This window comes from Asticcacaulis biprosthecium C19 (assembly GCF_000204015.1).
In the GTDB taxonomy this organism is placed as follows: domain Bacteria; phylum Pseudomonadota; class Alphaproteobacteria; order Caulobacterales; family Caulobacteraceae; genus Asticcacaulis; species Asticcacaulis biprosthecius.
The window spans coordinates 183,316-208,616 of record NZ_GL883081.1 but is presented as its reverse complement, the minus strand read 5'-3'; the positions used below and the strand labels follow the sequence as shown (position 1 = coordinate 208,616).

Genomic DNA, 25,301 nt, shown 5'->3' with positions numbered 1-25,301 from the left:
TCGATGAAAAAGCAAGTTTTCGTTTGGGTTGCCGGCGTCGTTCTGTCGCTCGGCATGTCGTCTTACGCTTCGGCGATGGATCTGGCGTCGGTACAACGCCATGAAGAGCCAGAACTCACCAGCAACCAGGCGGTTCAGGTCTGCGCCGCGTCCATGATGGGCGCCGCCTATATGGCGGAAAAGGGGAGCGAAGACGCGGAACTGTACACCACTCTGGGCCGGGCCTGGGTGTCGCTGTCGCAGAAGGTGTCGACCCGTAGCGGCGACGACTATATCAATAACGAACTGATGCCGGACATGGAAGCTCTGTACAATGCCGGCGATGAGACGGTGAAGTTCTATAAACTGTACTGCCTCAAGGCCAGCAAGCAACTGCTCGAAGGCTAGTTGCCAGACCGGGCCATGATTTCGGGCGTGCGTTCTGCGCACGCCTGAGCTAAGTTGCGCGAAATTGCGCAGATAGCAGGACATGTCATGGATCGCCGTACCCTTCTCGGACTGACCGCCGCTCTGGCCGCAACGCCCGCGCTCGCAAGGGCGCAGGTGAATGCGAATGCCCAGGTCAGCGCTCAGGAGGGGATGCCGACCGAGGCGTCGCTGACTTTGAAGCCCAGCCTGCCCATGCAGGACCTCTGGCCGGGCGCCGCACCGGGCGGCGAAAAGGTCACAGCTACCGAGCGCTCTGTCCTGCGCAAGCCCGGTGGCGATCCCAACGACACCGCCTTCTACAATATTACCAAGCCGCGGATGTCCGTGCGCCGGCCTGAAACGCCCAACGGTGGCGCTGTCCTGCTGATTCCCGGCGGTGGCTATGTCCGAGTCGCGGTCTCCAAGGCCGGCGGTGAGGTCGATGCCTGGCTGGCGGGCCTCGGCTACACCGTCTTTACCGTGACCTACCGCCTGCCGGGGGATACCTGGGCGGCCGGTCCTGATGTCGCCTTGCAGGACGCCCAGCGCGCCGTCCGACTGATTCGCTCCCAAGCTAGCCAGTTCGGCATCGATCCCCATCGCCTGGCCATCATGGGCTTTTCCGCCGGCGGGCATATCGCCGGCCTTCTGGCGACGCGGTTTGCGGAACAGACCTATGCCCCCATCGATGCCGCCGACCGTCTGTCCGCTAGACCGGCGGTGGCGGCCCTGATGTATCCGGTGATTTCCATGGGCGAACACGCCCACAAGGGCTCGCGCCAGGAAATCCTGAAAAACGTCCCCGCCGAAGCCGTTGAGGCCGTCAAGGTGCATGCATCGGTCGAACTTCATGTCCCGGCGGACGCTGTTCCTTCGTTTGTAGGCGGAACTACCGATGACCCGTCGGTCCCGGCGAAGAATGGCATCCTGATGTATGAGGCGCTGAAAGCCGCCAAGGTGCCGGCGGAGTTGCACCTGTGGGAAGGCAATACCCACGGCTTCCCGCTGCGTGGCAAGGACGGCCAGCTTCTGCCGTGGGGACCGGCCGCCCTGGCCTTTATGCAAAGGCACGGCTTGGACGCTTAGAGCGCGTTGCGATCCTTAAGAATCGGATCGGCGCTCTAAGCCTTTACTTCGACGCGCATCTTTATCCGAAAACGGGGACGCCCGCGCGGTGGTCACACTTTTCGGGATGTGCTCCAATCAGCGGTCCTGACGATTTTGGATAGGTCTTATCGCTTGCAACGAGTTCCGTTTCACGGTTGAACGCGGGCAGGAGATTCAAGATGAAAGAGACCACCCGCCTGAACTCGGCCACCCTCGGCCGTGCCAACAGCCGCAGAGCCGTCAATACCGGCGTCGAGCGCGGCTCGACCGTGCTGTTTGAGTCGGCGGAGATGCTCTACAACGACGACGTCCGTCCAACCTATGGCACAGACGGTTTGGCGACTCAGGACGACTTGCGCCGGCTGCTGGCCGACCTGGAAGGCGCCACGGAAAGCTTTATCCTGCCCAGCGGCCTGGCGGCGCTGACGGTGCCGATCTTTGCCTTCCTGCAGGCAGGCGACGAAATCCTGGTGGTCAATTCCTGTTACGCCCCGGTCCGTCGCTTCGTTGAAACCCAATTGAAGCGCTATGGCGTGACGGCGCGCTATTATGACTCGCGCCTGTCTCCCGCCGACGTCCTGGCCCTGGCGACACCCGCGACCAAGATGATCTATGTCGAAAGCCCGGGTTCGCTGACCTTCGACATCCAGGACATTCCGGGTATGGCGGCGCTGGCGAAGGCGAGGGGGATACTGACGCTCTGCGACAACACCTATGGCGGCGGCGTGCTGTTCAAACCCCTGGAACACGGCATCGATCTCAGCATGCAGGCCCTGACCAAGTATGTCGGCGGCCATAGCGACGTCCTGATCGGCTCGGTCAGCGTCCGGGATCCGGCCTTGGCGGCCGCCCTCTACAAGACGATCAAGGCCTGGGGTTTCTTCACCTCGGCCGACGAAAGCTATCTGGCGGCGCGCGGTCTGCGGACACTCCACTTGCGGGTCAAGCAAAGCGGCGACAGCGCGTTGAAGATCGCCCGCTGGCTGGAAACCCGCCCGGAAGTCCTGCGGGTGGTCCATCCTGGCCTGGAAAGCCACCCCGGTCACGATATCTTCGCCCGCGACTTCACCGCTGCGAATGGCCTGTTCATGGTGCTGTTCAAGGGCAATGGCGACCATCAGTCTCAGGCCTTTCTGAACAAGCTCAAACTGTTCGGCCTTGGTTTCAGTTGGGGCGGCTATGAAAGCCTGGCGGTCAATTGCGAACCCCAGGTCCGCGGCCGGCCGAAGCTGAACGACGAACCCGATCCGTATCTGGCCGGTTCCTCGATCCGCTTCTATGTCGGGTTGGAAGATGCCGACGACCTGATCGCCGATATCGAACAGGCTTTGGACCTTTTCAGCTAATGCCGGCAGGTTGCCGGTTAATTGAAATCGCGCGCCTTGGACGCAAACACCTGAGCGGCGGAGTTAAATTCCTGTTGCAGCCGTGATACCAGTTCCGCCACCGGCAGCACCTCGTGAATCGAACCCACGCCCTGGCCGGCCGACCAGATGGTCTTCCATGCCTTGGCTTCGGGGTTCAGTTCCTCGTCCATATCGATCTTGTGATGGGGATCCTTGGCCGCCGTCGGATCGAGACCGTTGGCGACCAGAGACGGGGTCAGGAAGTTGGCATTGATGCCGGAAATGGCGTCGGTATAGGTGATGTCCTTGGCGGTGGTGTCGATCAGCATCTGCTTGTAGCCGGGATCGGCCTGCGCTTCCGTGGTGGCGATAAACCGCGTGCCCATGTAGCCGAGATCAGCACCGGCCATCAAAGCTGCGGCGACGTCCTGGCCGGTCGAAAGCGCCCCGGACAGGATGATGGTGCCCTTGAAGAATTGGCGCACTTCATTGAGCAAGGCGAACGGATGCTGGTTGCCGGCATGGCCGCCGGCGCCGGCGGAAACCAGGATCAGGCCGTCGACCCCGGCCTCCATGGCCTTGCGGGCATGGCGGGCATTGATAATGTCGTGGAAGACCACGCCGCCGTAGCCGTGGACGGCATCGACCACATCCTTGACCGCGCCCAGCGAGGTGATGACCAGAGGCACCTTGTGCTTTACGGTGACCTGCATGTCAGCCAGCAGGCGTGAATTGGTCGGATGCACGATCATGTTGACGCCAAAAGATGCATCCTGGTCGCCCAGCGCAGCCTCGATGGTATTCAGCCAGTCCTCGTAGCCTTCGGTCGTGCGTTGGTTCAGCGCGGGGAAGGTGCCGATCATGCCGGCCTTGCAGGTGGAGATGACCAGCTCCGGGCCTGACACCAGAAACATCGGCGCGGCAATGGCGGGAAAACGCAGGTTGCGGGCGAGGGAGGTCGGGATCATGACACGTTTCCTTTTGCCCGTAATTAGCCAGAAATTGACGTGAACGTAAAGGTAAATTTCGTCGCGATACGCGCCCCCCTTGCGCTTAAAGCGGTTGGGTATAAATAGGGAGCCATGAGCCACTATACCGACAACCTGACGCAACTGGGTGGAGATGCGCGCCCAGTCGACGACCCGGCCAGGGCCGTGCTGGAACGCGTGCCGAACCCCCATGCCGATGTCGACTATGTCGCGCGCTTTACTGTGCCGGAGTTCACCTCCCTGTGCCCGGTTACCGGTCAACCGGACTTTGCTCATCTGGTCATCGACTATGTCCCCGGCGATTGGCTGGTTGAATCGAAATCGCTGAAACTGTTCCTGACCAGTTTCCGCAATCACGGCGCCTTTCATGAGGACTGCACGATTCATATCGCGAAGCGCCTGCGCGACCTGCTGGCGCCGCGGTGGCTTCGGATCGGTGGCTTCTGGTATCCGCGCGGCGGCATTCCGATCGACGTCTTTTGGCAGACATCTGAACCGCCCAAGGGCGTTTTGGTGCCCGATTTCGGTGTTGCAACCTACCGGGGCCGGGGATGAAGGCCCTCTGGCGCACCATGGCGGCCCGCGCCGCGGTCGCCTTCCTGGTTCCGGCGGCTGCCAACGGCCTGGTGGCCGCCGTTCTGCTGTATACGGCCGGCCCCGAGGCCCTGGAAATCACCGGTCCGTTCGGCCTGATCGAGGGCTATGGCCATCTTATCCTGGCGCCGTACTGGCTGTTGGCGGAGATCTGGGGCTTGTCCCGCAAGCAGTTCCTGCCGCTGCGCGGCTATCTCGCCTTTATCGCCGTCTTCTACGCGGTCTATGGACCGGTCCTGGTTTTTATACCGTTGCCGGAGTGGCCGGGCTTCGCCGTCGCCTATGCCTGCGGCAGTGTCGCCGCGATCGCCGCGGCCTGGTGTGTGACCTGGCTTTGGGTGCAGTCCGAGCGCGCCCGCGCGCTACAGCGTGACACGCAAATGACCGATGCGTTCTGACGCAGCCACACGGGGGGCAATGGAAAAGCTTTGGAGAGGTTCTGGCAACCACTGGCCTGGCGTCGCCAATCTTTCAGCGGTGGAAAAAGAAGACCGCCACGCCGGCCGAATTGTGTGGCCTGTTCTGAGAGAACCTATTCCCCCGACCACCAACCTATGCGTTCGTCGTAGCTCGGCCGGTCACGTTCCAGTGGCGCTTCCGAAGGTGTACCGAGGTAGATGAAGCCTGCGACATTTTCATGGGCGGCCAGGCCCAGCACAGCCTTGGCTTCGCCATCATAGCTGTACCAGTCAGTGATCCAGTTGGCGCCATAACCCATGGCGCCAGCGGCGATCAGCAGGGTCTGACATACGGCGGCTGCTGACAATTGCTGTTCCCATAGCGGAATCTTGTGCGGCTGGATCGGCGAGGACACCACCAAGAGGGCCTCGGGTGGGATGGACAGCTTTTGTAAAGCCGCCAGTGCCTTGCCGGGCTCCGGTTGTTTCGCCGCCAGAGCGGTCAGTATTTCGACAAGCGCGCCCTTGCTTTGGGGGGTAAAGCGTACGATGCGCCAGGGACCGATCTTGCCGTGGTCGGGCACACGCAGGCCGATGCGGATCAGCAGGTCAATCTCGTCCGGTGATGGTCCCGGCGCCTGTAAGGTCGGGGCGGGGGCGCTGCGACGGAAAAACAGGGCCTCCAGAACGTCGGGAGATGGCTTCTGCGGCAAGGCCTGGCCGAATTCCGGTTCGCGCGTATCGAGGAGGGCCAGAGAGCGGTCGCTTAGGGGCATGGAAAGTCCTTGCTGAGTCTGTCTGCGACTATATAGGTTTGGAACCGCGAATGAACGCGAATGAACGCGAATATTTTTGCTGAAGTGACGATTCTTCGACTGACCTTCGCGAAAGCCACGTGTTCTTATTTGCGTTCATTCGCGTTCATTCGCGGTTCCCATCCATCTGAAAGCTCGTCATGACCGACCTTCTCCCGCCGTGGGACGATGAAGCTACTGCCGCCCAGCGCGCGACCTGGAAAAGTCTGCGTCACCAGGTGGTGTTTGAAAACCCGTGGATACGTATCGAAAGCCACGATGTCATCGCACCGACCGGCCGCGAATGCCACTACGGCCTCGTTCGTTTCGCCAATCGCGCGGTCGGTGTCCTGCCGTTGTTCGACGACGGCACGGTCGCCCTGGTTGGTCAGGCGCGGTTTGCGCTCGGCACCTTTAGCTGGGAAATGCCGGAGGGCGGCGTTCCGGAGGGTGAAGATACGCTGGATGGCGCGAAACGCGAACTGCGCGAGGAAACCGGCTATACGGCGCACAATTGGCAGGAGATCCTTCGCTTTGACATGTCCAATTCTGTGACGGACGAGGTCGCTGTCCTGTATCTCGCGACCGGCCTTAAGCCCGGCGAGGTCGAGCCGGACGAGACCGAAAATTTGTTCGCCGCGCGCGTTCCCTTTTCGCAGTTGCTCAAAGCTGTTATTATGGGGCAGGTTCGCGACGGGTTAACCGTTGCAAGTGTATTACGGGTCCACCATATGGCGGTTAGCGGCGAATTGCCGGCGCATTTGGCGGATGCCGTTTTGAGGTAATACTATGGCTCAGGTTTTCGAAGTCATCACGCCGGACGACAAGCCGATCTGGCTTAACCTGCGCCAGGAAGCTCAGGATACGTTGGCGGCTGAGCCGGCGCTGGCTTCCTTGCTGCACTCGACCATCCTGTCGCACGACGACCTGGCGTCCAGCCTGTCCTACCACATCGCCCGCAAAATGGCCGACGACACCCTGCGTGGCATGACCCTGCGCGAGTTGGCGCAGAAGGCCTATGCCGCCGACCCGTCGCTGGTCGAGGCCGCGATGGCCGACCTGCAGGCCGTCTATGAACGCGACCCGGCTGCCAAGGGCTATCTCCAGGCCTTCATGTTCTTCAAGGGCTTCCTCAGCCTGCAAATCTATCGTGTGTCGCACTGGCTGTGGAACCAGGGCCGGTCGACCATGGCGCACTTCCTGCAAAGCCGTGTGTCGGAGCTCTTCCAGATCGATATCAACCCGGCTGCCCGTATCGGCAAGGGTGTCTTCCTCGACCACGGCACGGGCATCGTCATCGGCGAAACTGCGGTGGTCGGCGACGACTGCTCGATCCTGCAAGGCGTGACCCTGGGCGGGACCGGCGCCGAACGCGGCGACCGTCACCCCAAGATCGGCCGCGGCGTCCTGCTGGGCGCCGGCGCCAATGTGCTGGGCAATATCACGATCGGCGACTATGCCAAGATCGCCTCCGGCTCTGTTGTGTTGAAGCCCGTGCCGGCCCATTGCACCGCAGCCGGGGTGCCCGCCAAGCTGGTCAACTGCAAGACCTGCGAAGATCCGGCGCGCCAAATGGACCACACCATGCCGGATATCGATTACGACTATTCGATCTGAGTGCGCTGCGTTCGGGCGTGCGAATCCACGCCCGCCTTGTGGATAAGCGCGATAAGCATTTGCCCGTAAATGCGTTGAACGCTAAGGCTCCTGTCACAGAAAAGTTTATCCCTGCCCAGGGGAATTTGTGGTTTAGTCGCCCGATAAGCCGGGGGCGGACCAGGACAAGACCTCCGGGCCATCATGAGAGCCACACCACATGACCCCTGCTGAAATCACCAAGGTACAGGACTATCTCACACGGACGTTCGGAACCAAGGGCCTCGAAATCAAGGCCCGCAAGCAGAAGGATTCGGCCGAGGTGTTCATCGGCGAGGAATTCGTCGGTGTGGTCTACGTCGATGAAGACGAAGCCGGGTCATACCTCTTCGAAATGGCCATCCTTAAGGAAGACCTCTAAAATCGGTGATGCTGGCCTGCAAAGGGCCGTTTTCTGCGCTTCCGGTGCTCACCTACTGCATATTGAGTCGTGCTAACGCTCCGCTCTTTGAGCACGGTACGCTCCGCTCCGGTTCTCGAAACCAGCCCTTTTCGGCTCAGCCTGACCGATTTCAAAGATCAAAAAAGCGCCGGACGAACCGGCGCTTCTTTCATAAAGACTGCATCTCGAACAGTCTTTCAACTTCCGTACATGTCGAAGTCCGCATCTGCCTTTTTACCGCGGCGCTTGCGCGTCGGTTCGACGTCGGGCGGCGGCGGCGGTGTCGCTTTGCGGTCATATTCGGCGGTCTTGTAAGCGGCGCGCTCGGACTTGCCGGACTTCCAGCGGGTCAACTCATCGCCGCCGGCGATGACAAGCTCGGACAGGATCGACAGAAACTGAGGGAAGCGCGCGGCGACAAACCCGCCGACAATGGCTGTAACGGCGGCCAGGAAGGGCGAATGCACCGACATGGTCTCGATCATCTTGGACAGCGAACCTACCGGAGACGCGGCAAAGGCCTCATCGAACATGCGTTGTTGCTTTGAGCGTTTGTCGTCGGGCTGGGCGATCTTGATCAGGACGTAGACGGCAACCGGTAGCAGGAAAGCAGCTCCGATCGCCAGGGGCCCCCAGACCGGGCCCAGTATGGCGGTCGCCCAATTGTAGATGCCGAAGCTGATCCAGATCAAACCGATGATGGCGGCCGCCAGCATCAGGACATAGCCCACCAGGGACTGCTTTAGGGCGTCGAATTGTTGCGACAGATTGAACATGCCCGGTCTCCGAAATCACGCATCCAAATCTAGACGCCGGCTGTATAAAAGGACAATAGGTTTAAGGCTCTCTTGCCGAACCCAAAAAACGAGGTTGAAGGTGTTGTTTTTGAAGGCGATGTGGCACTCGCTGCGAGTCGTGGCAACCGGTTTGTTCTGGCTTATGGTGGTGATGTTTCTGCTGGCCGGGATCACGCAACTGGGCAAGGCACCGCTGATCGGCCAACTGACCCTGGGCTTCGTCGCGACCGTGGTTCTGGCGCGGGTGCTGCTGGTGCCAAAGGTGCTGAAGCCGCAGGTGTTCAATGTGATCGGCTGTATGGCGTTTTTTGCCTTCATTGCCGTGCTCATGATGAAGGGCATGACTGGGATTGCGTAGGCGCGAGGTCGGCAGCTATCAGGACAGAGGCAACAGAAAGGTATTCTGGTAATTAGGCTCGCGTCTGAAAACGTGCGCGGATGGCGAACCAGGCGGTAAGACAGACGACCAGCAGGACCGGCGTCGCCAGAAAGACCGGGTGGTGCAGAGCTTCAGGCAGAAATCGCGTATTTCCAAAAAAGAAGATCCCGCTTGCCAGGAACATCGAAAAGCCCATGCGCCAGCCATGACGTGCGGTTCGCCGGGCGCCATGATGGAAGCTCCGGAAGATAAACAAGCCATCCAGTCCACTGATAAGGCACGCTATACCTGCGATAGCCAGGAAGGCTCCGGGAGGCAAACCATTCAGCATGCCGTCCGGGGCACTCGCCGCCCGAAAGGCGCCGATTACCGCGCCAGCCATCATGGTGAGCGATGACAGAGGCGACAGGTAGGTGATGACGCGGGCGAAGCTGTGGCGCGAAGCCGCGGTTGCCCAACCTGTCACCACGGCGTGAAAAGCCAGCCACGACAAATACACCGTAAAGAGGATATCCCGCGCAAGACTGAGCCACAGACCGCTGGCGCACAGAAGGATCATCGTGACGAAAAAGCAGGTTCCGGCAGCCCTGTGGAGGGTTTTGCCCTTGGGAGCGGCCAAGGCGATATAGCCGGCTACGATGCGGATGCAGCCGACCCAGAGGTGCGCGATCGCCAGAAATGCTGGTTCCTTCATCGGTTGGCCTTCGGCGTTGCGGCTCGACCTTGCCACAGGGTTCGGACCAGCCAGAAGACCATCAGCAAAACGATAATCAGTTCGGGCAGGGACAGCAGGCCGGACTCCTGAAGCGCTTTCGGAAGCGCCTTGGACCCTGGACCGGTGAAGGCCGAACCCGCTGCAATGAAAAAGCTCAAACACATGCGCCACAGGTGACGTGCAATGCGATGCCGGTCGGACAGAGTTCGGCGCCAGATCAGGTTGACGTCTCCACCAACCGCAAGAGCTGCCATGCCGGCCAGAAACAGATAGTTCTCCCCGCGATAACCCAGGAAAGCGGCGCCAGACGCCGTTGCCACCACCCCAATCAGAGTGAGCGCCAGGCAATTCGCGCCATTGAGCGCGGCGAGAACGACGGTGATACCGTTCACGCTTCCCGATCGGTTGCGCGCCGCCATCCAACTGCTGACAATCAGATAGGTGGCCAGTACACCGGCGTGGAAGGTGATGTAGTGCGCGTCGGCCAGCATCAGGCCCAGACCTGCCCCCAGCAACGAAGACAGCCCCATCGTCAGTACAAAGGCTCGTCCGGCGGCAATATGGACCGGGCGGCCCTTGGGCGCGCCAAGCGCTATAGCGCCCGCGACTACGGCCAGAGAGCCGGCCGCAACATGCATGATTGTTAATATGCTCATAGGATAGGTCAGCCATCTCGTGTTGGGGCGTTGGGTATCAACTCGCTATCGCAGCTCACGCTCACCACGTCGTCCGGGCGTGACGGGCCGGACAGTTCGCAGTCTTGTCCGATCGGCCCGGACTGTGGCACGTGTAGGCGCATGGACATCATCCGGATGCCGGTTTCACCACAAGCAAGGGCGAAGAGATGGCAATGCCTGACGCAGCGACAGCCTTGGTCTTGGGCCACAGTCTTGTTACGCAAAATCTGCTCATCCAAACCAGCCTAGCGGCCATGGCTTTGGGTATCAGTTTGGCGGGGGCAGTTGCCGCCCTTCGAGCCCGGCGCGGCGAGGAGGGCCGGTGGCTCGCCGGCGTTTTTGCCCTGTTGGGGGCCATGTCAGCGACACCGCTTATGGCCAATCTTTGGCTGTCGGGATTCGTATTCTATCTCCCGGTCCTGCTGCCGGTCCTGTTCGCTCTTCTTCCCGTCCTGCATAGATATGTGCTCGAGATGGCCACCATGACATCAGATGACGGAGGCGAATCTGCCAAAAAGGGCGGGGACGGGCGATGGCATCTTGTATTACCCGCGCTGGGTGGGGTGGTGACCGCGGGCTTTTGGGCCTTGCCGGACGACGACCGGCGCGCCATGCTTTTGCGTGGGGTCATGCCGGACGGAGCCTTTCCGGCAACTCTCGCCCTGGCAAGCTTCGGGTTGATCCTTGTGTGGAACGTGGTGTCGGCGGGCTATCTGGTGTCCATAGTGCGTCATTTGGTGGCGTACCGGGCGCGGCTGCGTGATTTGTTGTCAAATGTCGCCGGTTTCGAAATGCGCTGGGTCGAGGGGCTCATCGGTCTGCTTGTGTTGCTTTGGGGCGTCGTCGCGCTGTCCCTGCTGAGCGATAACCTGACCCAAAATAGTGTCTCTTCACCTCAGTGGGTCTTGCTTCTGACGATCTGCGTTGAGATGCTCCTGACGGCTTTCGGCTTGTCACCCGGACGACTCCGTCCTCTGCCTCAGGCGAGCGACGACGCGCCGCAAACCCCCGTCGACCTAGGTCAAAAATACGCCAAGTCTGCGCTTTCGGCGGACAATGCCCAGCGTATTGCGGAGCGCATGGAGCGGGTTATGCGCGATGAACAGCTTTATATGGATCCGAACCTGTCTCTGGATAAATTGTCGCGGCGGACGGCCGCGGCTCCCAATCTGGTGTCTCAGACCCTGAATGAGACCCTGGGGGTGACGTTTTTCGACTATATCAACACATGGCGAATTGCCGCGGCGAAACCGTTGATTCTGTCGGATCAACGATCGATCCTCGAAATCGCCTACGCGTCGGGTTTCAATTCCCGCTCAACCTTCTACACGGCCTTCCGGAAGGTGACGGGGCTGTCGCCGAACCAGTATCGCAAGCTGGAGCCCCAATCAGATCAGCGCATCGTGGAATAGAGTCGACCGCGAACCGCTGCCCGTCTCCGTGGTGAACCCCTTACGCCACCTCAGCCAAAGCCGCACGCAGGGTCTCGACGATCCGGTCGATATGCGTCTTTTCCAGGATCAGCGGCGGCGACAGAGCGATGATGTCGCCCGTCACCCGGATCATCAAACCCTTGTCGAAGCAGCGGTCAAAGGCCTCGAACGCCCGCGCCGTCGCAGCACCCGGCCGGGAAGCCAACTCGACCCCGCCGACCAGGCCCAGGTTGCGGATATCGATCACGTGCTTTGCGTCCCGCAGCGAATGGATCGCCTCTTCCCAGTAGGGCGCCATCGAGGCCGCTCGGGCGAACAGGTCCTCTTCGCGGTAAACTTCAAGGGTCGCCAGGCCAGCCGCGCAGGCGAGGGGGTGACCGGAGTAGGTGTAGCCGTGGAAGAACTCGATCGGCGTATCGGCCGTCTGCATGAAGGTGTCGTAGATCCGCGTCGACACGGCCACGGCGCCCATGGGCACGGTGGCATTGGTGATGCCCTTGGCCAGGCACATGATGTCAGGCCGCACGCCGAAATAATCCGCCCCGAAGGCTGTCCCCAGTCGGCCGAAACCGGTGATGACTTCGTCGAAGATCAACAGGATATCGTGCTTGTCGCAGATGGCGCGCAGGCGTTGCAGGTAGCCCTTGGGCGGCACCAGCACCCCCGTCGATCCGGCGACAGGCTCGACGATGACCGCCGCGATCGTGCTGGCATCGTGCAGGGTGACGATCCGCTCCAGGGTGTCGGCCAGGTCGGCGCCGTGCTCGGGCTGCCCCTTGGCGAAGAGGTTGCCCTCGACGCCGTGGGTGTGGGGCAGGTGGTCGACGCCCGTCAGCAGACTGCCGAAATACATGCGGTTGCGGACGATCCCGCCGACCGAGATGCCGCCGAAGCCGACACCATGATAGCCGCGCTCACGCCCGATCAGCCGGGTCCGCGCGCCCTGACCGCGGACCCGCTGGTAGGCGAGGGCGATCTTAAGCGCCGTGTCGGCCGATTCGGACCCGGAATTGGTGTAGAAGACGCGCTTCAGATCGTAGGGCAGCATCTTTGACAGTTCGTGGGCGAACTCAAAGGCCAAAGGGTGGGCCATGTTGAAGGTGGGCGCGAAGTCCATCTCCGCCGCCTGCTTCTGGATGGCCTGGGTGATCTTGTCACGGCCGTGACCGGCATTGACGCACCATAATGCCGAGGCGCCGTCTAGAATCTCGCGGCCGTCCACGTCGGTGTAGAACATGCCTTTGGCCGAGGTCAGCAGTTTCGGCTTTGCCTTGAACACCTTATTCGGCGTAAATGGCATCCAGAAATTATCAAGGACGGGGGCGTTCATAGTGGTTCTCTTATCGGCGAAAGCGCGTATATTGTGATCACATCGACGCGTTCGATACAAGAGGCAGGACGAAGGAAATGCGCGTAGTCAGTCTGGACACAGCGGGCGGGGATGCAAAAGTCCACGACCAGGTCTATGACGCCCTGGCCGATGCCTTAATCAAGGGGCAGATCCCACCCCTAAACCCCGTATCACTGCGTACCTTAGCCGCCAATCTCGGCGTGTCGCCCATGCCGGTGCGTGAGGCTGTCCGGCGATTGATTGCTGAAAAAGCGTTGGAATTACAGCCGTCTAACAAACGTTTACGCGTGCCGGACCTGACCGAAAAGCGAGTCCTGCAATTGACGAAGGCGCGCGAATGGGTTGAACCCGAACTGGCTGCCCTGGCGACGCCGCGCATGACCAAGGATGCGATCCGCCGGCTGAGAGACGACGACGCTAAGCTGATGAAGGCTTTGTCGAGCGGCGATGTCGGCGGCTATATGCAAGCCAACCAGGATTTCCATTTCTGCATCTATGCCCAGGCCGATGCCGACCTGTTTTATGACCTGGCACGGACCCTGTGGCTGCAGGTCGGACCGTTCATGCGGGTTGTCTTCGGCCGTCTGGGGACGGTGCAACTGCCCAAGGACCATCACCAGGACATGATCGCCGCCTTCGAAAGCGGTGATCCGGAGGCCGTTCGCGCCTCCATGCAGTCGGATGTTCGCGAAGGCATGGAGATGATGCTGGACGTTATTCGTTCGCGCGCTGAACCGGAACCCAAGCGCCGGCGGGCCAAGTGATCGCGACGGCGGCCGAATTCGTCAGGCTTCGCACGTCCGACAAGCAGGAAGACTACGAACGTGCTCATGTCGAACCGGCGACGATCGAAGTTTGGCTCGATGTTATCCGTGATTATCCAGACATGCGAGAATGGGTGGCTCATAATAGAACCGTACCGGCCGAGATTTTGCGTATTCTGGCATGCGACCCTGACCGTCGCGTCCGCGCTCGCGTTGCTTCGAAGCGGTTAACTCACAGGACGCCAGATTTGATTGAGGTGTTCTCTCGCGACCCTGATCCCTATATCCGGCTCGATATGGCCCGCAGCCCCAGTGCGCCCGTAGAGATGCTGGAGCGTCTGTCATCTGACGAACACGAATGGGTACGCCTGACAGCCGCTGCCCGTGCAAAAGGAGAGCCGGCGCCAGATTTGACCAAGCTGTGAACGCAAATCCAGCGTGTGCGGCTTGACTTTGCCGGGGTCCACAGTGTGTAAAGTGTGATCACAAGCCAAGGATTTCGCCATGCCCGTTTCCGCGCCGCAAACCTCTGTTGATTCGCTGGACGGTGTCCTGGCGGCCGTTGCCACTATCGCCAAGCCTGACAAGGCTCTGATTGAAGGCCAGGAAGTGGCTTCGGCGTCGGGCCGGACCTTCGACAACCGGTCGTCGCGCGACGGCACCCTGATCAACCGCATTGCCGCCTGCGATGGCGCCGATGTCGACCGAGCTGTGGCCTCGGCCCGTACAGCTTTCGAGGATGGACGCTGGCGCAAGCTGGCGCCCAAGGCCAAGAAGAAGATCTTGCACCGTCTGGCCGACCTGATGGCGGAACACGCCGAAAACCTGGCCCTGCTGGAAAGCCTCGACACCGGCAAACCTATTTCCGACGCGCGCAATGTCGATATTCCTCTGGCGATCCAGAGCACGCGCTACTACGCCGAAGCCATCGACAAGATCTATGGCGAAGTCGCGCCGACACCGGGCGACCGCCTGTCCTACGTCGTCCATGAGCCCTTAGGGGTGATTGGCGCCATCGTGCCGTGGAACTTCCCGTTGCACATGGCGATGTGGAAGGTGGCACCGGCCCTGGCCATGGGCAACAGCGTGGTACTGAAACCGGCGGAACTGTCGTCAATGACGGCTCTCTATACGGCGCAACTCGCTTTGGAAGCCGGCGTGCCGCCTGGCGTTTGGAATGTTGTCACCGGCCTGGGCCACGAAGCCGGCCAGGCCCTGGCGCTACATATGGACGTCGATATGATCACCTTTACCGGTTCCGGGCCGGTGGGGCGGACCCTGATGCGGGCTTCGGCCGACAGCAATCTGAAGCGCGTGTCGCTGGAACTGGGCGGCAAGTCGCCCCAGATCGTCTTTGCCGATTGTGATGACCTCGATACCGCCGCCGCCAATGCCGCCTGGGGCGTCTTCTACAACCAGGGTCAGGTCTGTACGGCCGCGTCGCGTCTGCTGGTCGAAGAGAGCATCAAGGATGACTTCGTGGCCAAAGTCGCCGCCGTCGCCAAATCGATCCGCGTCGGCGATCCCTTTGATTCCAAAACACAATTCGGCGCCATGATCTCGTCGCGGCAGATGCATACGGCGTTGGAATATATCGAGCGCGGTCAGGCCGAAGGCGGCCGTCTGATCATGGGCGGTCAGCAGATTCACGCCGACAGCGGCGGCTTCTATGTCGAACCTTCGCTGATCGATGGCATTACGCCACAGAATGTTCTGGCCCAGGAAGAGGTGTTCGGCCCGGTTCTCTCGGTCCTGAGTTTCAAGGACGAAGCCGAGGCACTGAAAATCGCCAATGATACCGTCTTCGGGCTGGCGTCGGGGGTATGGACCGCAAATATCAACAGGGCCATGCGGGCGGCCAGTGCGCTGAAGGCCGGTCTGGTCTGGGTCAATGGCTGGGACGCCTGCGACATCACCTCACCGTTCGGAGGCGTGAAGCAGTCGGGCTTCGGCCGCGACCGGTCGCTACATGCGCTGTACAAATATGCCGACCTCAAGGCGGTCAGCATCAGTTTCAAGGCCTGATCTATGCAACTCACTGACAAACACCGCGCGCTTTTGGGCGATCTCATCTTTATGGAGCAGGCGCCCGATCGGTTCGCCGTGCTCAACCCGGCGACCGGCAAGCCACTGTGCTATGTTCAGGCCCACGGCGCCGACGAAACCCGCGCCGCGGTCGCGGCAGCCGATGCGGCCTTTGCGGCGTGGTCGCGCCAGCCTGCCAAGCAACGCTCAATCCTTCTCAAAAACTGGAACAGTCTGGTTTTGGCGCATCAGGAGGAACTGGCGCTTCTGGTCACCCTGGAGCAGGGCAGGGTGCTGAAGGAGACGCGCGGGGAAGTTGCCTATGGCGCGTCCTTCATCGAATGGTTTGCCGAAGAGGCCAAGCGCGCCTATGGCCGCACCATTCCGGCGACCCTGCCGGGCAAGCACCTGCAGACCATCCGTCAGCCGGTCGGGGTCTGTGCCGCGATCACGCCGTGGAACTTCCCGATTTCAATGATCACGCGCAAGGTGGCGCCGGCCCTGGCGGCGGGTTGTACCGTCGTGATCAAGCCGTCGGAAGAGACACCGTTGTCGGCCCTGGCTCTGTTTTTGCTGGCGAAGCAGGCTGGCATCCCGGATGGCGTAATTTCGATGATCACCTCGGTCAAGGCCAAGGAAGTCGGGGAGGTCATGACGTCGGACCCGAGGATCAAAAAGCTGAGCTTTACCGGTTCGACTCCGGTCGGCAAGCTGCTTTATGCCGCCTGTGCGCCGACCATGAAAAAGGTGTCGATGGAACTGGGCGGCAATGCGCCATTCCTGGTGTTCGACGACGCCGATATCGATGCCGCGATCGAAGGCGTACTGGCGTCGAAGTACCGCAATTCCGGCCAGACCTGCGTCTGCGCCAACCGTATCCTGGTCCAGGCCGGCATCTATGACCGGTTTGCGGCGGCTCTGGTCGATAAGGTCAAGGCGATGAAGCTGGAACCTGGCTGGCAGGACGATGCGACCTTGGGGCCGCTGATCAACCAGAAGGCCATCGACAAGGTGCAGCACCTGGTAGACGGTGCCGTCGCCAAGGGCGCCAAGGTCGAGACCGGCGGCAAGGCGCACGACCTGTTCTATGAGGGAAGCGTTCTAACCGGTGTGACGCGCGACATGGAGATTTTCGACGTCGAGATCTTCGGCCCCGTCGCGCCGCTCTTCAAGTTCGACACCGAAGACGAAGCGATCCGCCTGGCCAACGACACGCCGTTCGGTCTGGCCGCCTATGCCTATACCCGCGATATCGGCCGCGCCATGCGCGTGGCGGCGCATCTGGAGTACGGCATGGTCGGCATGAACGACGGGATTATCTCGACCGAGGTTACGCCGTTCGGCGGTGTCAAGGAATCCGGCATTGGCCGCGAAGGCGCCATTGAAGGCATGGAGGAATACCTCAACATCAAATACATCTCCTACGGTGGGTTGGGGGACATTTGACCTTACAGGACTTCATTTCGCAACAACGCGAAGTGTTCGCGTCGGCGCATTCGCTGTCGAAAGCCTTGTCTGAACAGGCTTCGGCGTGGCGCGGGGGCGTGCCTATGCACTGGATGCGCGACTGGGCGTCACCGTTTCCGATATTTGTGAAGTCTGCTTCCGGCGCCACCCTGACCGATGTCGATGGCGTCACCTACGACGATTTCTGCCTTGGCGATACGCCGTCCATGTTTGGCCATGCGAGGGCGGAACTTACAGACGCCATCGCCGACCAAGCAGGGCGGGGGGTCGGCTATATGCTGCCCATGCCGCTGACCAATGTGGTTGGCGATTTGTTGCGCGAACGCTTTGCCATGGACCAGTGGCAGGTGGCGACGACGGCATCGGACGCCAATAGGGCGGTGATCCGCTGGGCGCGCGCGATCACCGGGCGCGACCGGATCCTGGTCTTTGACGGCTGTTATCATGGCATGGTCGAAGACTGTTTTGTTGCCCTCTATGACGGCGTGCCGTCCAACAAGGCGGGCCTGATCGGCCAGGTCCACGACCAGACAAGGACGACGACGGTTGTCCCTTTCAACGATCTGCCGGCACTGGAAGCGGCTCTCGCGACAGGCGATATCGCTGCCGTCCTGGCTGAGCCGGTCATGACCAACTGCGGCATGATCCGGCCCGACGCCGGATATCTGGAGGCTCTTCGTGATCTTTGCACGCGGCGCGGTGCGTTGTTGGTGATGGATGAGACCCATACCCTCTCGTCGGCGCCGGGCGGCTATTGTATCGCGAATGGCCTCAAGCCTGATATGTTTGTCGTCGGCAAGGCCATCGCCGGGGGGATTCCCGCGGCTGTCTGGGGTGTGACGTCTGAGGTTGCGGCCCGCATGGACGAGGCCCAGGCGCGGATTGGTCCCGGACAGTCGGGGATCGGCACGACCCTGTCCGGCAATGCCTTGGTCATGCGCGCGATCCATACGGTGCTGACGCAGATCGCCACCCAGCCGGCCTATGATCGCATGCTTTCCGGAGCTGAGTATCTTGTTGCCGGCCTTGATCGCGTGACTGCTGACCTGCCGTGGTGCACGGTTCATGTCGGCGCCCGGGTCGAGCTGGTCTTTGCACCGGAGCGGCCGCGCAATGCCCAGGACATGCGCCGCTTCCTCGACCACGACCTGCTGGACGCTTTTCATCTGTTTCTGATCAACCGCGGCGTTTTGATTGCGCCGTTCCACAATATGATGCTCATCTCGCCGCAAACGCAGACTCAGGCTATCGACCGGCTGGTCGACGCCGTCGACGCCTTTGGGCACCATTACAGGGAATTCTCATGAGCCTGCCACCGCACCCCATGGTCGCTACCTTGCGCTCAAGGAGCGAAGCGTTAGCGCACACCAAAAAAGGAGGCTCGCGATGAGTCAAGCACCGCATTTTCCACCGCACCCCATGGTCGCTACCGTTGAAGAGGCTAAGGCCTTCCTCGATGCCCACCCGCACATCGTCTATTTCGAGATCCTGTTCACCTCGATGACCGGCGTGCCGCGGGGCAAGCGCCTGCGCCGCCATGAACTGTTGCCGATCTACGAATATGGCCGCTTCCTGCCAGGCTCGATCCTGGTGGTCGACACCCTGGGCGCCGATTGTGAGGACACCGGGTTGGTCTGGGAAGACGGTGACGCCGATCGCGTGGCACGGCCGGTTCCGGGCACCCTGGTGCCGGCGCCGTGGTTGGGTCACGATGTCGGTCAGGTCATGTTGTCGCTGTACGAACTGGACGGCACGCCCAACGACCTCGATCCGCGTCATGTGCTGCAAAGGGTGCTGGACCGATACGCAGCCGACGGCCTGACCCCGGTGGTAGCGTGCGAACTGGAATATTATCTCGTCGATATCGAGCGCGGCCATGACGGGGAACTGTTGCCGGCGACCAGCTTTACGACGGGAGAGACCCCGAAGGGCATCCAGGTTTACGGCCTGCCCGAGATCGAAGCCCACGGTGATTTCTTCCGGCAGCTTTGGGAAACCGCCGACATCCAGAACATTCCGCTGGAAGGCGCCATTTCCGAATTCGCGCCGGGCCAGGTCGAACTGACCTTGAAACACAAACCAGATGCCCTGCGCGCTGCAGACGACGCGGTGATGTACAAGCGCCTGGCCAAGGGTGTAGCTCTGTCGCTGGGTATCGAAGCGACCTTTATGGCCAAGCCCTGGGCCGACCGCGCCGGTTCGGGCTTCCACGTCCATATCAGTGTTGCCGACAAGGACGGAAAAAACCTGTGCGCTGACGCCGATCCGCAAGGATCGCCGCTGTTGCTGAACATGATCGGCGGCATGAAGGATCACCTGGCCGACGTGATGGGTATTTTGGCGCCCGGTGCCAACAGCTACAAGCGTTTCAAGGCCAATTCCTATGCCCCGGTCGGCCTGACCTGGGGGGTGAATAATCGTACCGTGTCATTGCGCGTCACCGCCGGGCCGGCCCATACGCGACACGTCGAGCACCGTGTCGCTGGCGCCGATGGCAATCCCTATCTGGTCCTGGCCGCTATCCTGGCCTGCGCCCATTACGGCATTTCGCATAAGACTGATCCCGGCCCGGCCGTGGTCGGCAACGGCTATGCCGTCGCGGCGGAAACCGGGGCGACCTTGCCGACCAACTGGTTCGCCGCTGTCGACTATCTCGACAAGTCCGCAGTTCTGCGCGACTATCTCGGCGACCGCTTCGTCGACATGTACGTCAAGGTCAAGCGCACCGAGCAAGCGCGCTTCTACGAAGAGATTACGTCGCTGGATTACGACTGGTATCTGCGCAACGCATAAAGCACGCAATTGCGAGAAAATACGTTTCGTCCGTGTTGTGATCACATTTGGGGATTGACAGGTTGTTAATCCCGTATTCCTCTGGCGTATCGTCTTAGGCGGATTTCGGCTGCAGCTTCACAAGGAGACAGGTCCATGAGTGCCAATCGTTCGATTATGTCACGTCGTTCCATCCTGGCCGCCACGGGCGCCGCTGCGGTGGGTATCAGCTTCACTGGGCTGGCAGGGTGCGATGCGCAAAAGCCGGCCGGGAAAAAGATCAACTTCTACAACTGGGATACCTATATCGGGCCGACGACTCTGGATGACTTCAAGGCAGCCAACGGCGTCGAAGTCAATATGAGCCTGTTCGCCAGCAATGACGAACTGTTCGCCAAGATCAAACAGGGTAATTCCGGCTACGATGTTATCGTGCCATCGAACGACTTCGTCAGCCGCCTGAGTCAGGCGAACCTGTTGAAGGCGCTGGATCACACCAAGATCCCAAATATCAAGAACATCGATCCCTCCTTCCTCAACCCCGATTACGATCCGGGGCGCAAGTTTTCCATGCCCTATACCTGGCTGCTGCTGGGCATCGGCTACAACAGCGCGAAGATCAAGGACGGCCAGATCCCGAATTCATGGAAGTGGGTGTTCGCTTCGGACGCCTACAAGAAGAAAATCGCCTGGCTGTCGGAATCCGGCGATCTGGTCCGCCTGTGCGCCAAGTATCTCGGCTACAGCGTCAATGCCATCGACGACAAGGTCCTGGCCGAGGTCGAGGCTGTGCTGACCAAGCAGGTTAAGGCAGGCAATATCCTGAAGTTCCACAATGACGACGGCCAACTTCTTCTGGAGGACGAAGAGGTCGATATTGTTATCGAATACAATGGCGACCTTGCGCAACTTAAGGCCAAGAAGCCCAATTTCGATTTCGTCGTGCCGGTCGAAGGCTCGCAGTTCAATTCGGACACCCTGGCGATTCCGGCTGATGCGCCGAACCCCGATGAGGCTCACGCCTTCATCAACTACCTTCTGGACGCCGAAGCCGGCGCCAAGATCGCGACCCAGATCAAGTACGGGACGCCGAACCTGGCGGCCAAGGCACTGATGCCAGACGACTACAAGAACAATCCTATTATCTTCCCGCCCGCTGATATCCTGGCAAAATGCGAATATGCTGCCTTCAAAGGCGCCGAACAGGCCCAGAAGATGGAAGAACTGATCACCCGCGTGCGGGCCGCTGCCGGCATGCCGGCCGAAGAAGAAGCGTAAGCAAAGAGAGAGGCGACTCAGATGGAACAGTCATGGCGCCAGGCAAAAGGGCTCTTTTTCACCCTCCTGAGCGCCCCGCTATTCTGGCTGGTCATCTTCTTCGTCGCGCCTCTCAGCATCGTCTGGCTGTACAGTTTCGGTGAAAACCAGGGCTTGGTCGATGTCGCCTTTACCGGCACGTGGTCGAACTACGGCAAGATCTTCAAGGGCCTTAGGTGGCTCGACTTCAGCGACGCTCTTTACGTCAATCTGTTCCTCAAGTCCTTCTGGTTTGCCGGGCTGACGACCTTCATCTGTCTGGTGCTGGGTTTTCCCGTCGCATTGGCCATCACCTTCGCACCGGAACGATGGAAGCCGTGGCTGCTTTTGATGGTCATGCTGCCGTTCTGGACCAACCTGCTGGTGCGGACCTACGCCCTGATTGCGGTCCTGCGAACCAAGGGCTTCGTCAATATGGGGCTGGAGAGCGTGCACAACGGGATCAACAGCGTAAGCGGAGGTGCGCTGGGTGCCTTCGATCCGTTGCCGCTTCTCAATAACAACTTCGCCGTTGTCTTCGGCCTGGTCTTCGTCAATCTGCCGTTCATGATCCTGCCGCTGTATTCGGCGCTTGACCGTCTCGACCGCTCACTGCTGGAGGCGTCGCTGGACCTGGGCGCGGGTCACGTCCGCACCATGTTCAACGTCGTAGTGCCGATGGCCGGGGCTGGGATTGCTTCGGGTATCCTCATAACCTTCATCCCGGCCCTGGGTTCGTATCTCACGCCGGATATGCTGGGCGGGCCGGAGTCGCAGATGATCGCCAATGTCATCGAGTCGCAGTTCAAACGCGCCAATAACTGGCCGTTCGGCGCGGCGCTCAGTTTCATCCTGGTCTATCTCACCTTCATCGCCATTGCTTTGCAAGGCGTCTTCCAGGCTCGGTCGCAGGCCAGGTCTCAAGGGGGGCGGGCATGAGCCAGTCGCCGTCCCGCAAACTTCCACCCGCGCCGCTGGAATATCTGCGCCGGTGGCCGATCCAGCTCTCTTTGGTCGTAGTCGCCATATTCCTGTATGCGCCGCTTCTGACAATGATGCTGTTCAGCTTCAACGACGACCGCAGCATCACACAGTGGAGCGGTTTTTCGCTGAAATACTACAAACAGGCTTTCCAGAATGAGAGCCTGATCATCGCCTTCATGAATTCGCTGACTATTGCCTTCTTCTCGACCCTTATTTCGCTGGTCGTCGGCGCCATGGCGGCGATCGTGCTGTGGCGCTTCCGTTTCGGCGGCAAGACCCTGTTCGATGGCACCATGGCAGTGCCGATCGTGGTACCCGAAATTTGCCTCGGTGTCGGCATGCTGGTCTTCTTCGCTAAGGTGTTGCCATGGCCGCAGGGTTTGCCGTGGCCATTGAACCTGGGGGCCATTATTATCGCCCACGTCTCGTTCAGCTTTCCCTTCGTCGCCGTCGTTGTCCGTGCCCGCCTGGGCAGCTTCAACCGGGAGCTCGAGGAGGCCGCCAAGGACCTCGGGGCGTCGGATTTCCGCGCCCTGATGGATGTTGTTATCCCCCATATCCAGCCGTCGTTGATCGCCGGCGCTTTGCTGGCATTCACTCTGTCGCTGGACGATTTCGTCATCACCTTCTTCACAGCAGGACCGGATACGGTAACCTTCCCGGTCAAGGTCTATTCGATGGTGCGTTTCTCGGTGACGCCGGAGGTCAATGCCGCTTCGACCATACTGATCGTCGTCACCGTCCTGCTGACCTTCCTTGCCCTCAAATTCCAGGGGTCCAGCGCCCTGACCGCCGGCCATGATGGCGGCGCCGGAGAGAAAAAGTGACAAAACCGATTATTCAATTCGAGAATGTCTCCAAACGCTTCGGCAAGGTGTCGGCGGTCGACAATGTCTCGCTGACCATCAACGAGGGAGAGTTCTTTTCGCTGTTGGGGCCGTCAGGCTGCGGCAAGACGACGCTTTTGCGCATGCTGGCCGGGTTCGAGATGCCAACCGAAGGCCGGGTCATGATCGACGGCAAGGACATGTCGACCACGGCGCCCAACCTGCGTCCGGTCAATATGGTGTTCCAGTCCTACGCTGTCTTTCCGCATATGACCGTGTTGGACAATGTTGCGTACGGCTTGAAGATGGACGGTGTGCCTGGCGACGAACGCCGCCGCCGCGCCGAAGAGGCTCTTGAACTGGTCAAGTTGGGCGGTTTTGGCCCGCGCAAACCGGATCAGATGTCGGGCGGGCAACGCCAGCGTGTTGCTCTGGCGCGCGCCCTGGTCAAGAAGCCGCGCGTGCTGTTGCTGGACGAACCCCTATCGGCCCTGGACGCCAAGCTGCGCGACCAGATGCGCACCGAACTGACCACCTTGCAGGAAAAGGTTGGCATCACTTTTATCATGGTGACCCACGACCAGGACGAAGCCCTGGCCATGGCGACGCGGTGCGCCGTCATGAACCGCGGGCTGCTGCAGCAGGTGGCCAGCCCGTCTGATTTGTACGAATTCCCCAATTCGCGCTTCGTCGCAGACTTCATCGGCAGTGTGAACATGTTCGAGGGCACGCTGGACGTCGATGAGCCCGATCATGCCATCATCAATACCAAGGACGTCGGGCCGATCTATCTCGACCACGGCGTCACCGGCGCCACCGGCACCACGGTCTGGGCGGCCGTGCGGCCGGAAAAGATCGAGATGCACAAGCGGACCGACAAGCCTCCCAAGGTTGAGGACGCGCCCGAGGGTTACAACGTCATTGCGGGTGTGGTGAAGCACCTGGTCTATCTCGGGAGCGAGACCATTTTCGAGGTCGAGATCAATGGCGGCAGCCTGGTCAAGGTGGTGCGGCCGAACCTGACGCGCTGGGATCAGGAGGATTTTACCTGGGATGAAAAGGTGTGGCTCAGCTTCCATGCTTGCTCCCCGGCTGTGCTTCTGAGCTGATGATGATTCGCCCCTGGCGGCCGGGCGATGGTCAGGCCCTTATGGATTGCCTATTGGCGCAGGCCCGTCTGCGCGGTCTGGATGACATCACTGTGGGCACGATTGCGAAATTCGACGGCGCACTCGGCTTTTACGCGAAAAATGGTTATGTCCAAATCCCCCGTAATGCGTTACGTTTTGGGTTTCCGGTGATGGCACCGGACGATATCTTTTGCCGCCTGGACCTGACATCATGACGGAAAAACCTGTCATTGGCATCATGGCCTGTAACCGCACCGTTGGCGTGGAGAACGCCCATGCGGTCATGGAGCGCTATGTCCGCGCCGCGATGGTGTTCGGTGATTGTCACGCCCTGCTGATCCCGCCGACAGGTGCCGAGGTGTCGCGCACCCTGTCCAGCCGCCTTGATGGCCTGATGCTGACCGGTTCGCCCTCCAACCTGCAACCGCACCTTTACGGCAGCGACTCCTGTGCCGGGCCGTTCGACACCGGTCGCGACTCGGTGTCTCTGGCCATGATCGAATGCATGATCACAATCGGCAAACCGGTCTTCGGCATCTGCCGCGGTTTTCAGGAAATCAATGTGGTCCTGGGCGGCACGCTGCGCACCGATGTCGGTCGTGGCGGTAATGGCATGATCGCGCACCACGCCCCGGATGAGGCGTCGTTCGATGCCATGTTCGACCACGGCCACGACGTAAGCCTGACGCCCGGCGGGGTTCTGCACGGGGTTTACGGCGCCGACCGCATGTGGGTCAATTCTGTGCATTATCAGGGCATTGGCCGGTTGGGGGACGGGTTGGTCGTCGAGGCCATTGCGCCCGACGGCCTGGTCGAAGCCGTCAGCGCTAATATCGGCGGCTGCCAGCTTCTTGCCGTGCAATGGCACCCGGAATGGCAGGTGGAACGTCATCCGCAAAGTCAGCAGTTCTTCCGCCTGATGGGACGCGCCCTACGTGGGCAATCCATTTTGGCGCCCGTGGCGGAACACGCATAATTGTGATCACAATATTTGACTTTCGATAAAATTT

The 25,301-nt window shown here is 60.7% G+C and carries 28 protein-coding genes; 22 read left to right on the top strand and 6 right to left on the bottom strand.

Annotated features, from left to right (window positions below):
• Positions 1-3: 3 nt before the first annotated feature.
• The 3 genes from ABI_RS23005 (at position 4) to metC (ending at position 2,861) form a co-directional block, all read left to right on the top strand.
• Positions 4-387, top strand: coding sequence for a hypothetical protein (locus ABI_RS23005; protein ID WP_006275481.1), 384 nt, complete (start codon positions 4-6; stop codon positions 385-387).
• 87 nt (positions 388-474) lie between these two features.
• On the top strand, positions 475-1,494 hold the full coding sequence (locus ABI_RS23000; RefSeq protein ID WP_006275480.1) for an alpha/beta hydrolase: 1,020 nt from the start codon (positions 475-477) through the stop codon (positions 1,492-1,494).
• Between the two features lie 200 nt (positions 1,495-1,694).
• Complete coding sequence (gene metC, locus ABI_RS22995) at positions 1,695-2,861, top strand: cystathionine beta-lyase (RefSeq protein ID WP_006275479.1); 1,167 nt, start codon at positions 1,695-1,697, stop codon at positions 2,859-2,861.
• A 17-nt stretch (positions 2,862-2,878) separates the two neighbouring features.
• Here the strand turns inward: metC and ABI_RS22990 are convergent, their stop codons facing one another.
• Positions 2,879-3,829: an NAD(P)H-dependent flavin oxidoreductase gene (locus ABI_RS22990; RefSeq protein ID WP_006275478.1), complete on the bottom strand. Its 951-nt coding sequence runs from the start codon at positions 3,827-3,829 to the stop codon at positions 2,879-2,881.
• 114 nt (positions 3,830-3,943) lie between these two features.
• Between ABI_RS22990 and queF the strand changes: the two genes are divergently transcribed.
• Together queF and ABI_RS22980 are read left to right on the top strand one after the other, a co-directional pair.
• A complete protein-coding gene (gene queF, locus ABI_RS22985) occupies positions 3,944-4,405 on the top strand; it encodes a preQ(1) synthase (protein WP_006275477.1) in 462 nt (153 codons plus the stop codon).
• Complete coding sequence (locus ABI_RS22980; protein ID WP_006275476.1) at positions 4,402-4,842, top strand: hypothetical protein; 441 nt, start codon at positions 4,402-4,404, stop codon at positions 4,840-4,842. Before queF ends, ABI_RS22980 begins: the two co-directional genes overlap by 4 nt.
• Positions 4,843-4,976: 134 nt before the next feature.
• Here ABI_RS22980 and ABI_RS22975 read toward each other — a convergent pair whose 3' ends face one another.
• Complete coding sequence (locus ABI_RS22975; RefSeq protein ID WP_006275475.1) at positions 4,977-5,618, bottom strand: nitroreductase family protein; 642 nt, start codon at positions 5,616-5,618, stop codon at positions 4,977-4,979.
• Between the two features lie 179 nt (positions 5,619-5,797).
• Here ABI_RS22975 and ABI_RS22970 point away from each other — a divergent pair, with 179 nt between their 5' ends.
• The 3 genes from ABI_RS22970 to ABI_RS22960 all read left to right on the top strand — a co-directional run bounded on the left by ABI_RS22970 (position 5,798) and on the right by ABI_RS22960 (position 7,653).
• Positions 5,798-6,421, top strand: coding sequence for an NUDIX domain-containing protein (locus ABI_RS22970; protein ID WP_006275474.1), 624 nt, complete (start codon positions 5,798-5,800; stop codon positions 6,419-6,421).
• Positions 6,422-6,425: 4 nt separating this feature from the next.
• Positions 6,426-7,253 (top strand): serine O-acetyltransferase, encoded by an 828-nt coding sequence (cysE, locus tag ABI_RS22965; protein WP_006275473.1) that lies wholly within the window; start codon positions 6,426-6,428, stop codon positions 7,251-7,253.
• A 199-nt stretch (positions 7,254-7,452) separates the two neighbouring features.
• Positions 7,453-7,653: a DUF3126 family protein gene (locus tag ABI_RS22960; RefSeq protein WP_006275472.1), complete on the top strand. Its 201-nt coding sequence runs from the start codon at positions 7,453-7,455 to the stop codon at positions 7,651-7,653.
• 218 nt (positions 7,654-7,871) lie between these two features.
• Here the strand turns inward: ABI_RS22960 and ABI_RS22955 are convergent, their stop codons facing one another.
• Positions 7,872-8,450 (bottom strand): hypothetical protein, encoded by a 579-nt coding sequence (locus ABI_RS22955; RefSeq protein WP_006275471.1) that lies wholly within the window; start codon positions 8,448-8,450, stop codon positions 7,872-7,874.
• 100 nt (positions 8,451-8,550) lie between these two features.
• On the opposite strand from ABI_RS22955, the gene ABI_RS22950 reads away from it, so the two are divergent.
• Positions 8,551-8,829: a hypothetical protein gene (locus tag ABI_RS22950; protein ID WP_006275470.1), complete on the top strand. Its 279-nt coding sequence runs from the start codon at positions 8,551-8,553 to the stop codon at positions 8,827-8,829.
• Between the two features lie 52 nt (positions 8,830-8,881).
• On the opposite strand, the gene ABI_RS22945 is transcribed toward ABI_RS22950, so the two are convergent.
• Together ABI_RS22945 and ABI_RS22940 are read right to left on the bottom strand one after the other, a co-directional pair.
• Positions 8,882-9,469, bottom strand: coding sequence for a hypothetical protein (locus ABI_RS22945; RefSeq protein WP_157139090.1), 588 nt, complete (start codon positions 9,467-9,469; stop codon positions 8,882-8,884).
• A 71-nt stretch (positions 9,470-9,540) separates the two neighbouring features.
• On the bottom strand, positions 9,541-10,221 hold the full coding sequence (locus ABI_RS22940) for a DUF2306 domain-containing protein (RefSeq protein WP_157139089.1): 681 nt from the start codon (positions 10,219-10,221) through the stop codon (positions 9,541-9,543).
• Positions 10,222-10,415: 194 nt separating this feature from the next.
• On the opposite strand from ABI_RS22940, the gene ABI_RS24075 reads away from it, so the two are divergent.
• Positions 10,416-11,654 carry a helix-turn-helix domain-containing protein gene (locus ABI_RS24075; RefSeq protein WP_006275467.1) on the top strand — a complete coding sequence of 413 codons (1,239 nt, stop codon included), beginning with the start codon at positions 10,416-10,418 and terminating at the stop codon, positions 11,652-11,654.
• Between the two features lie 40 nt (positions 11,655-11,694).
• Here the strand turns inward: ABI_RS24075 and aptA are convergent, their stop codons facing one another.
• A complete protein-coding gene (gene aptA, locus ABI_RS22930; RefSeq protein ID WP_006275466.1) occupies positions 11,695-13,005 on the bottom strand; it encodes an omega-aminotransferase AptA in 1,311 nt (436 codons plus the stop codon).
• Positions 13,006-13,082: 77 nt separating this feature from the next.
• Here aptA and ABI_RS22925 point away from each other — a divergent pair, with 77 nt between their 5' ends.
• The 12 genes from ABI_RS22925 to ABI_RS22870 all read left to right on the top strand — a co-directional run bounded on the left by ABI_RS22925 (position 13,083) and on the right by ABI_RS22870 (position 25,267).
• Positions 13,083-13,790, top strand: a complete 708-nt coding sequence (locus tag ABI_RS22925) for a GntR family transcriptional regulator (protein ID WP_006275465.1) — start codon at positions 13,083-13,085, stop codon at positions 13,788-13,790.
• Positions 13,787-14,215 (top strand): hypothetical protein, encoded by a 429-nt coding sequence (locus ABI_RS22920; protein WP_050808412.1) that lies wholly within the window; start codon positions 13,787-13,789, stop codon positions 14,213-14,215. Before ABI_RS22925 ends, ABI_RS22920 begins: the two co-directional genes overlap by 4 nt.
• Before the next feature lie 79 nt (positions 14,216-14,294).
• The gene (locus tag ABI_RS22915; RefSeq protein WP_006275463.1) at positions 14,295-15,815 is read left to right on the top strand and encodes an aldehyde dehydrogenase; all 1,521 of its coding nucleotides are present in this window, start codon (positions 14,295-14,297) and stop codon (positions 15,813-15,815) included.
• A gap of 3 nt (positions 15,816-15,818) precedes the next feature.
• Complete coding sequence (locus ABI_RS22910; RefSeq protein WP_040310008.1) at positions 15,819-17,261, top strand: NAD-dependent succinate-semialdehyde dehydrogenase; 1,443 nt, start codon at positions 15,819-15,821, stop codon at positions 17,259-17,261.
• On the top strand, positions 17,258-18,589 hold the full coding sequence (locus ABI_RS22905; RefSeq protein WP_006275461.1) for an aspartate aminotransferase family protein: 1,332 nt from the start codon (positions 17,258-17,260) through the stop codon (positions 18,587-18,589). The genes ABI_RS22910 and ABI_RS22905 overlap by 4 nt, the downstream gene beginning before the upstream one ends.
• A gap of 112 nt (positions 18,590-18,701) precedes the next feature.
• The gene (locus tag ABI_RS22900) at positions 18,702-20,075 is read left to right on the top strand and encodes a glutamine synthetase family protein (protein ID WP_006275460.1); all 1,374 of its coding nucleotides are present in this window, start codon (positions 18,702-18,704) and stop codon (positions 20,073-20,075) included.
• A 135-nt stretch (positions 20,076-20,210) separates the two neighbouring features.
• Positions 20,211-21,332 carry an ABC transporter substrate-binding protein gene (locus ABI_RS22895; RefSeq protein WP_006275459.1) on the top strand — a complete coding sequence of 374 codons (1,122 nt, stop codon included), beginning with the start codon at positions 20,211-20,213 and terminating at the stop codon, positions 21,330-21,332.
• A gap of 21 nt (positions 21,333-21,353) precedes the next feature.
• On the top strand, positions 21,354-22,289 hold the full coding sequence (locus tag ABI_RS22890; protein ID WP_006275458.1) for an ABC transporter permease: 936 nt from the start codon (positions 21,354-21,356) through the stop codon (positions 22,287-22,289).
• A complete protein-coding gene (locus tag ABI_RS22885; protein ID WP_006275457.1) occupies positions 22,286-23,161 on the top strand; it encodes an ABC transporter permease in 876 nt (291 codons plus the stop codon). Before ABI_RS22890 ends, ABI_RS22885 begins: the two co-directional genes overlap by 4 nt.
• Entirely contained in the window at positions 23,158-24,270 is a 1,113-nt protein-coding gene (locus ABI_RS22880) for an ABC transporter ATP-binding protein (protein WP_006275456.1), read from the top strand. The genes ABI_RS22885 and ABI_RS22880 overlap by 4 nt, the downstream gene beginning before the upstream one ends.
• 2 nt (positions 24,271-24,272) lie before the next feature.
• The gene (locus tag ABI_RS22875) at positions 24,273-24,506 is read left to right on the top strand and encodes a GNAT family N-acetyltransferase (protein ID WP_157139088.1); all 234 of its coding nucleotides are present in this window, start codon (positions 24,273-24,275) and stop codon (positions 24,504-24,506) included.
• Positions 24,503-25,267 (top strand): gamma-glutamyl-gamma-aminobutyrate hydrolase family protein, encoded by a 765-nt coding sequence (locus ABI_RS22870; RefSeq protein WP_040310007.1) that lies wholly within the window; start codon positions 24,503-24,505, stop codon positions 25,265-25,267. Before ABI_RS22875 ends, ABI_RS22870 begins: the two co-directional genes overlap by 4 nt.
• The last annotated feature ends 34 nt before the right edge of the window (positions 25,268-25,301 follow it).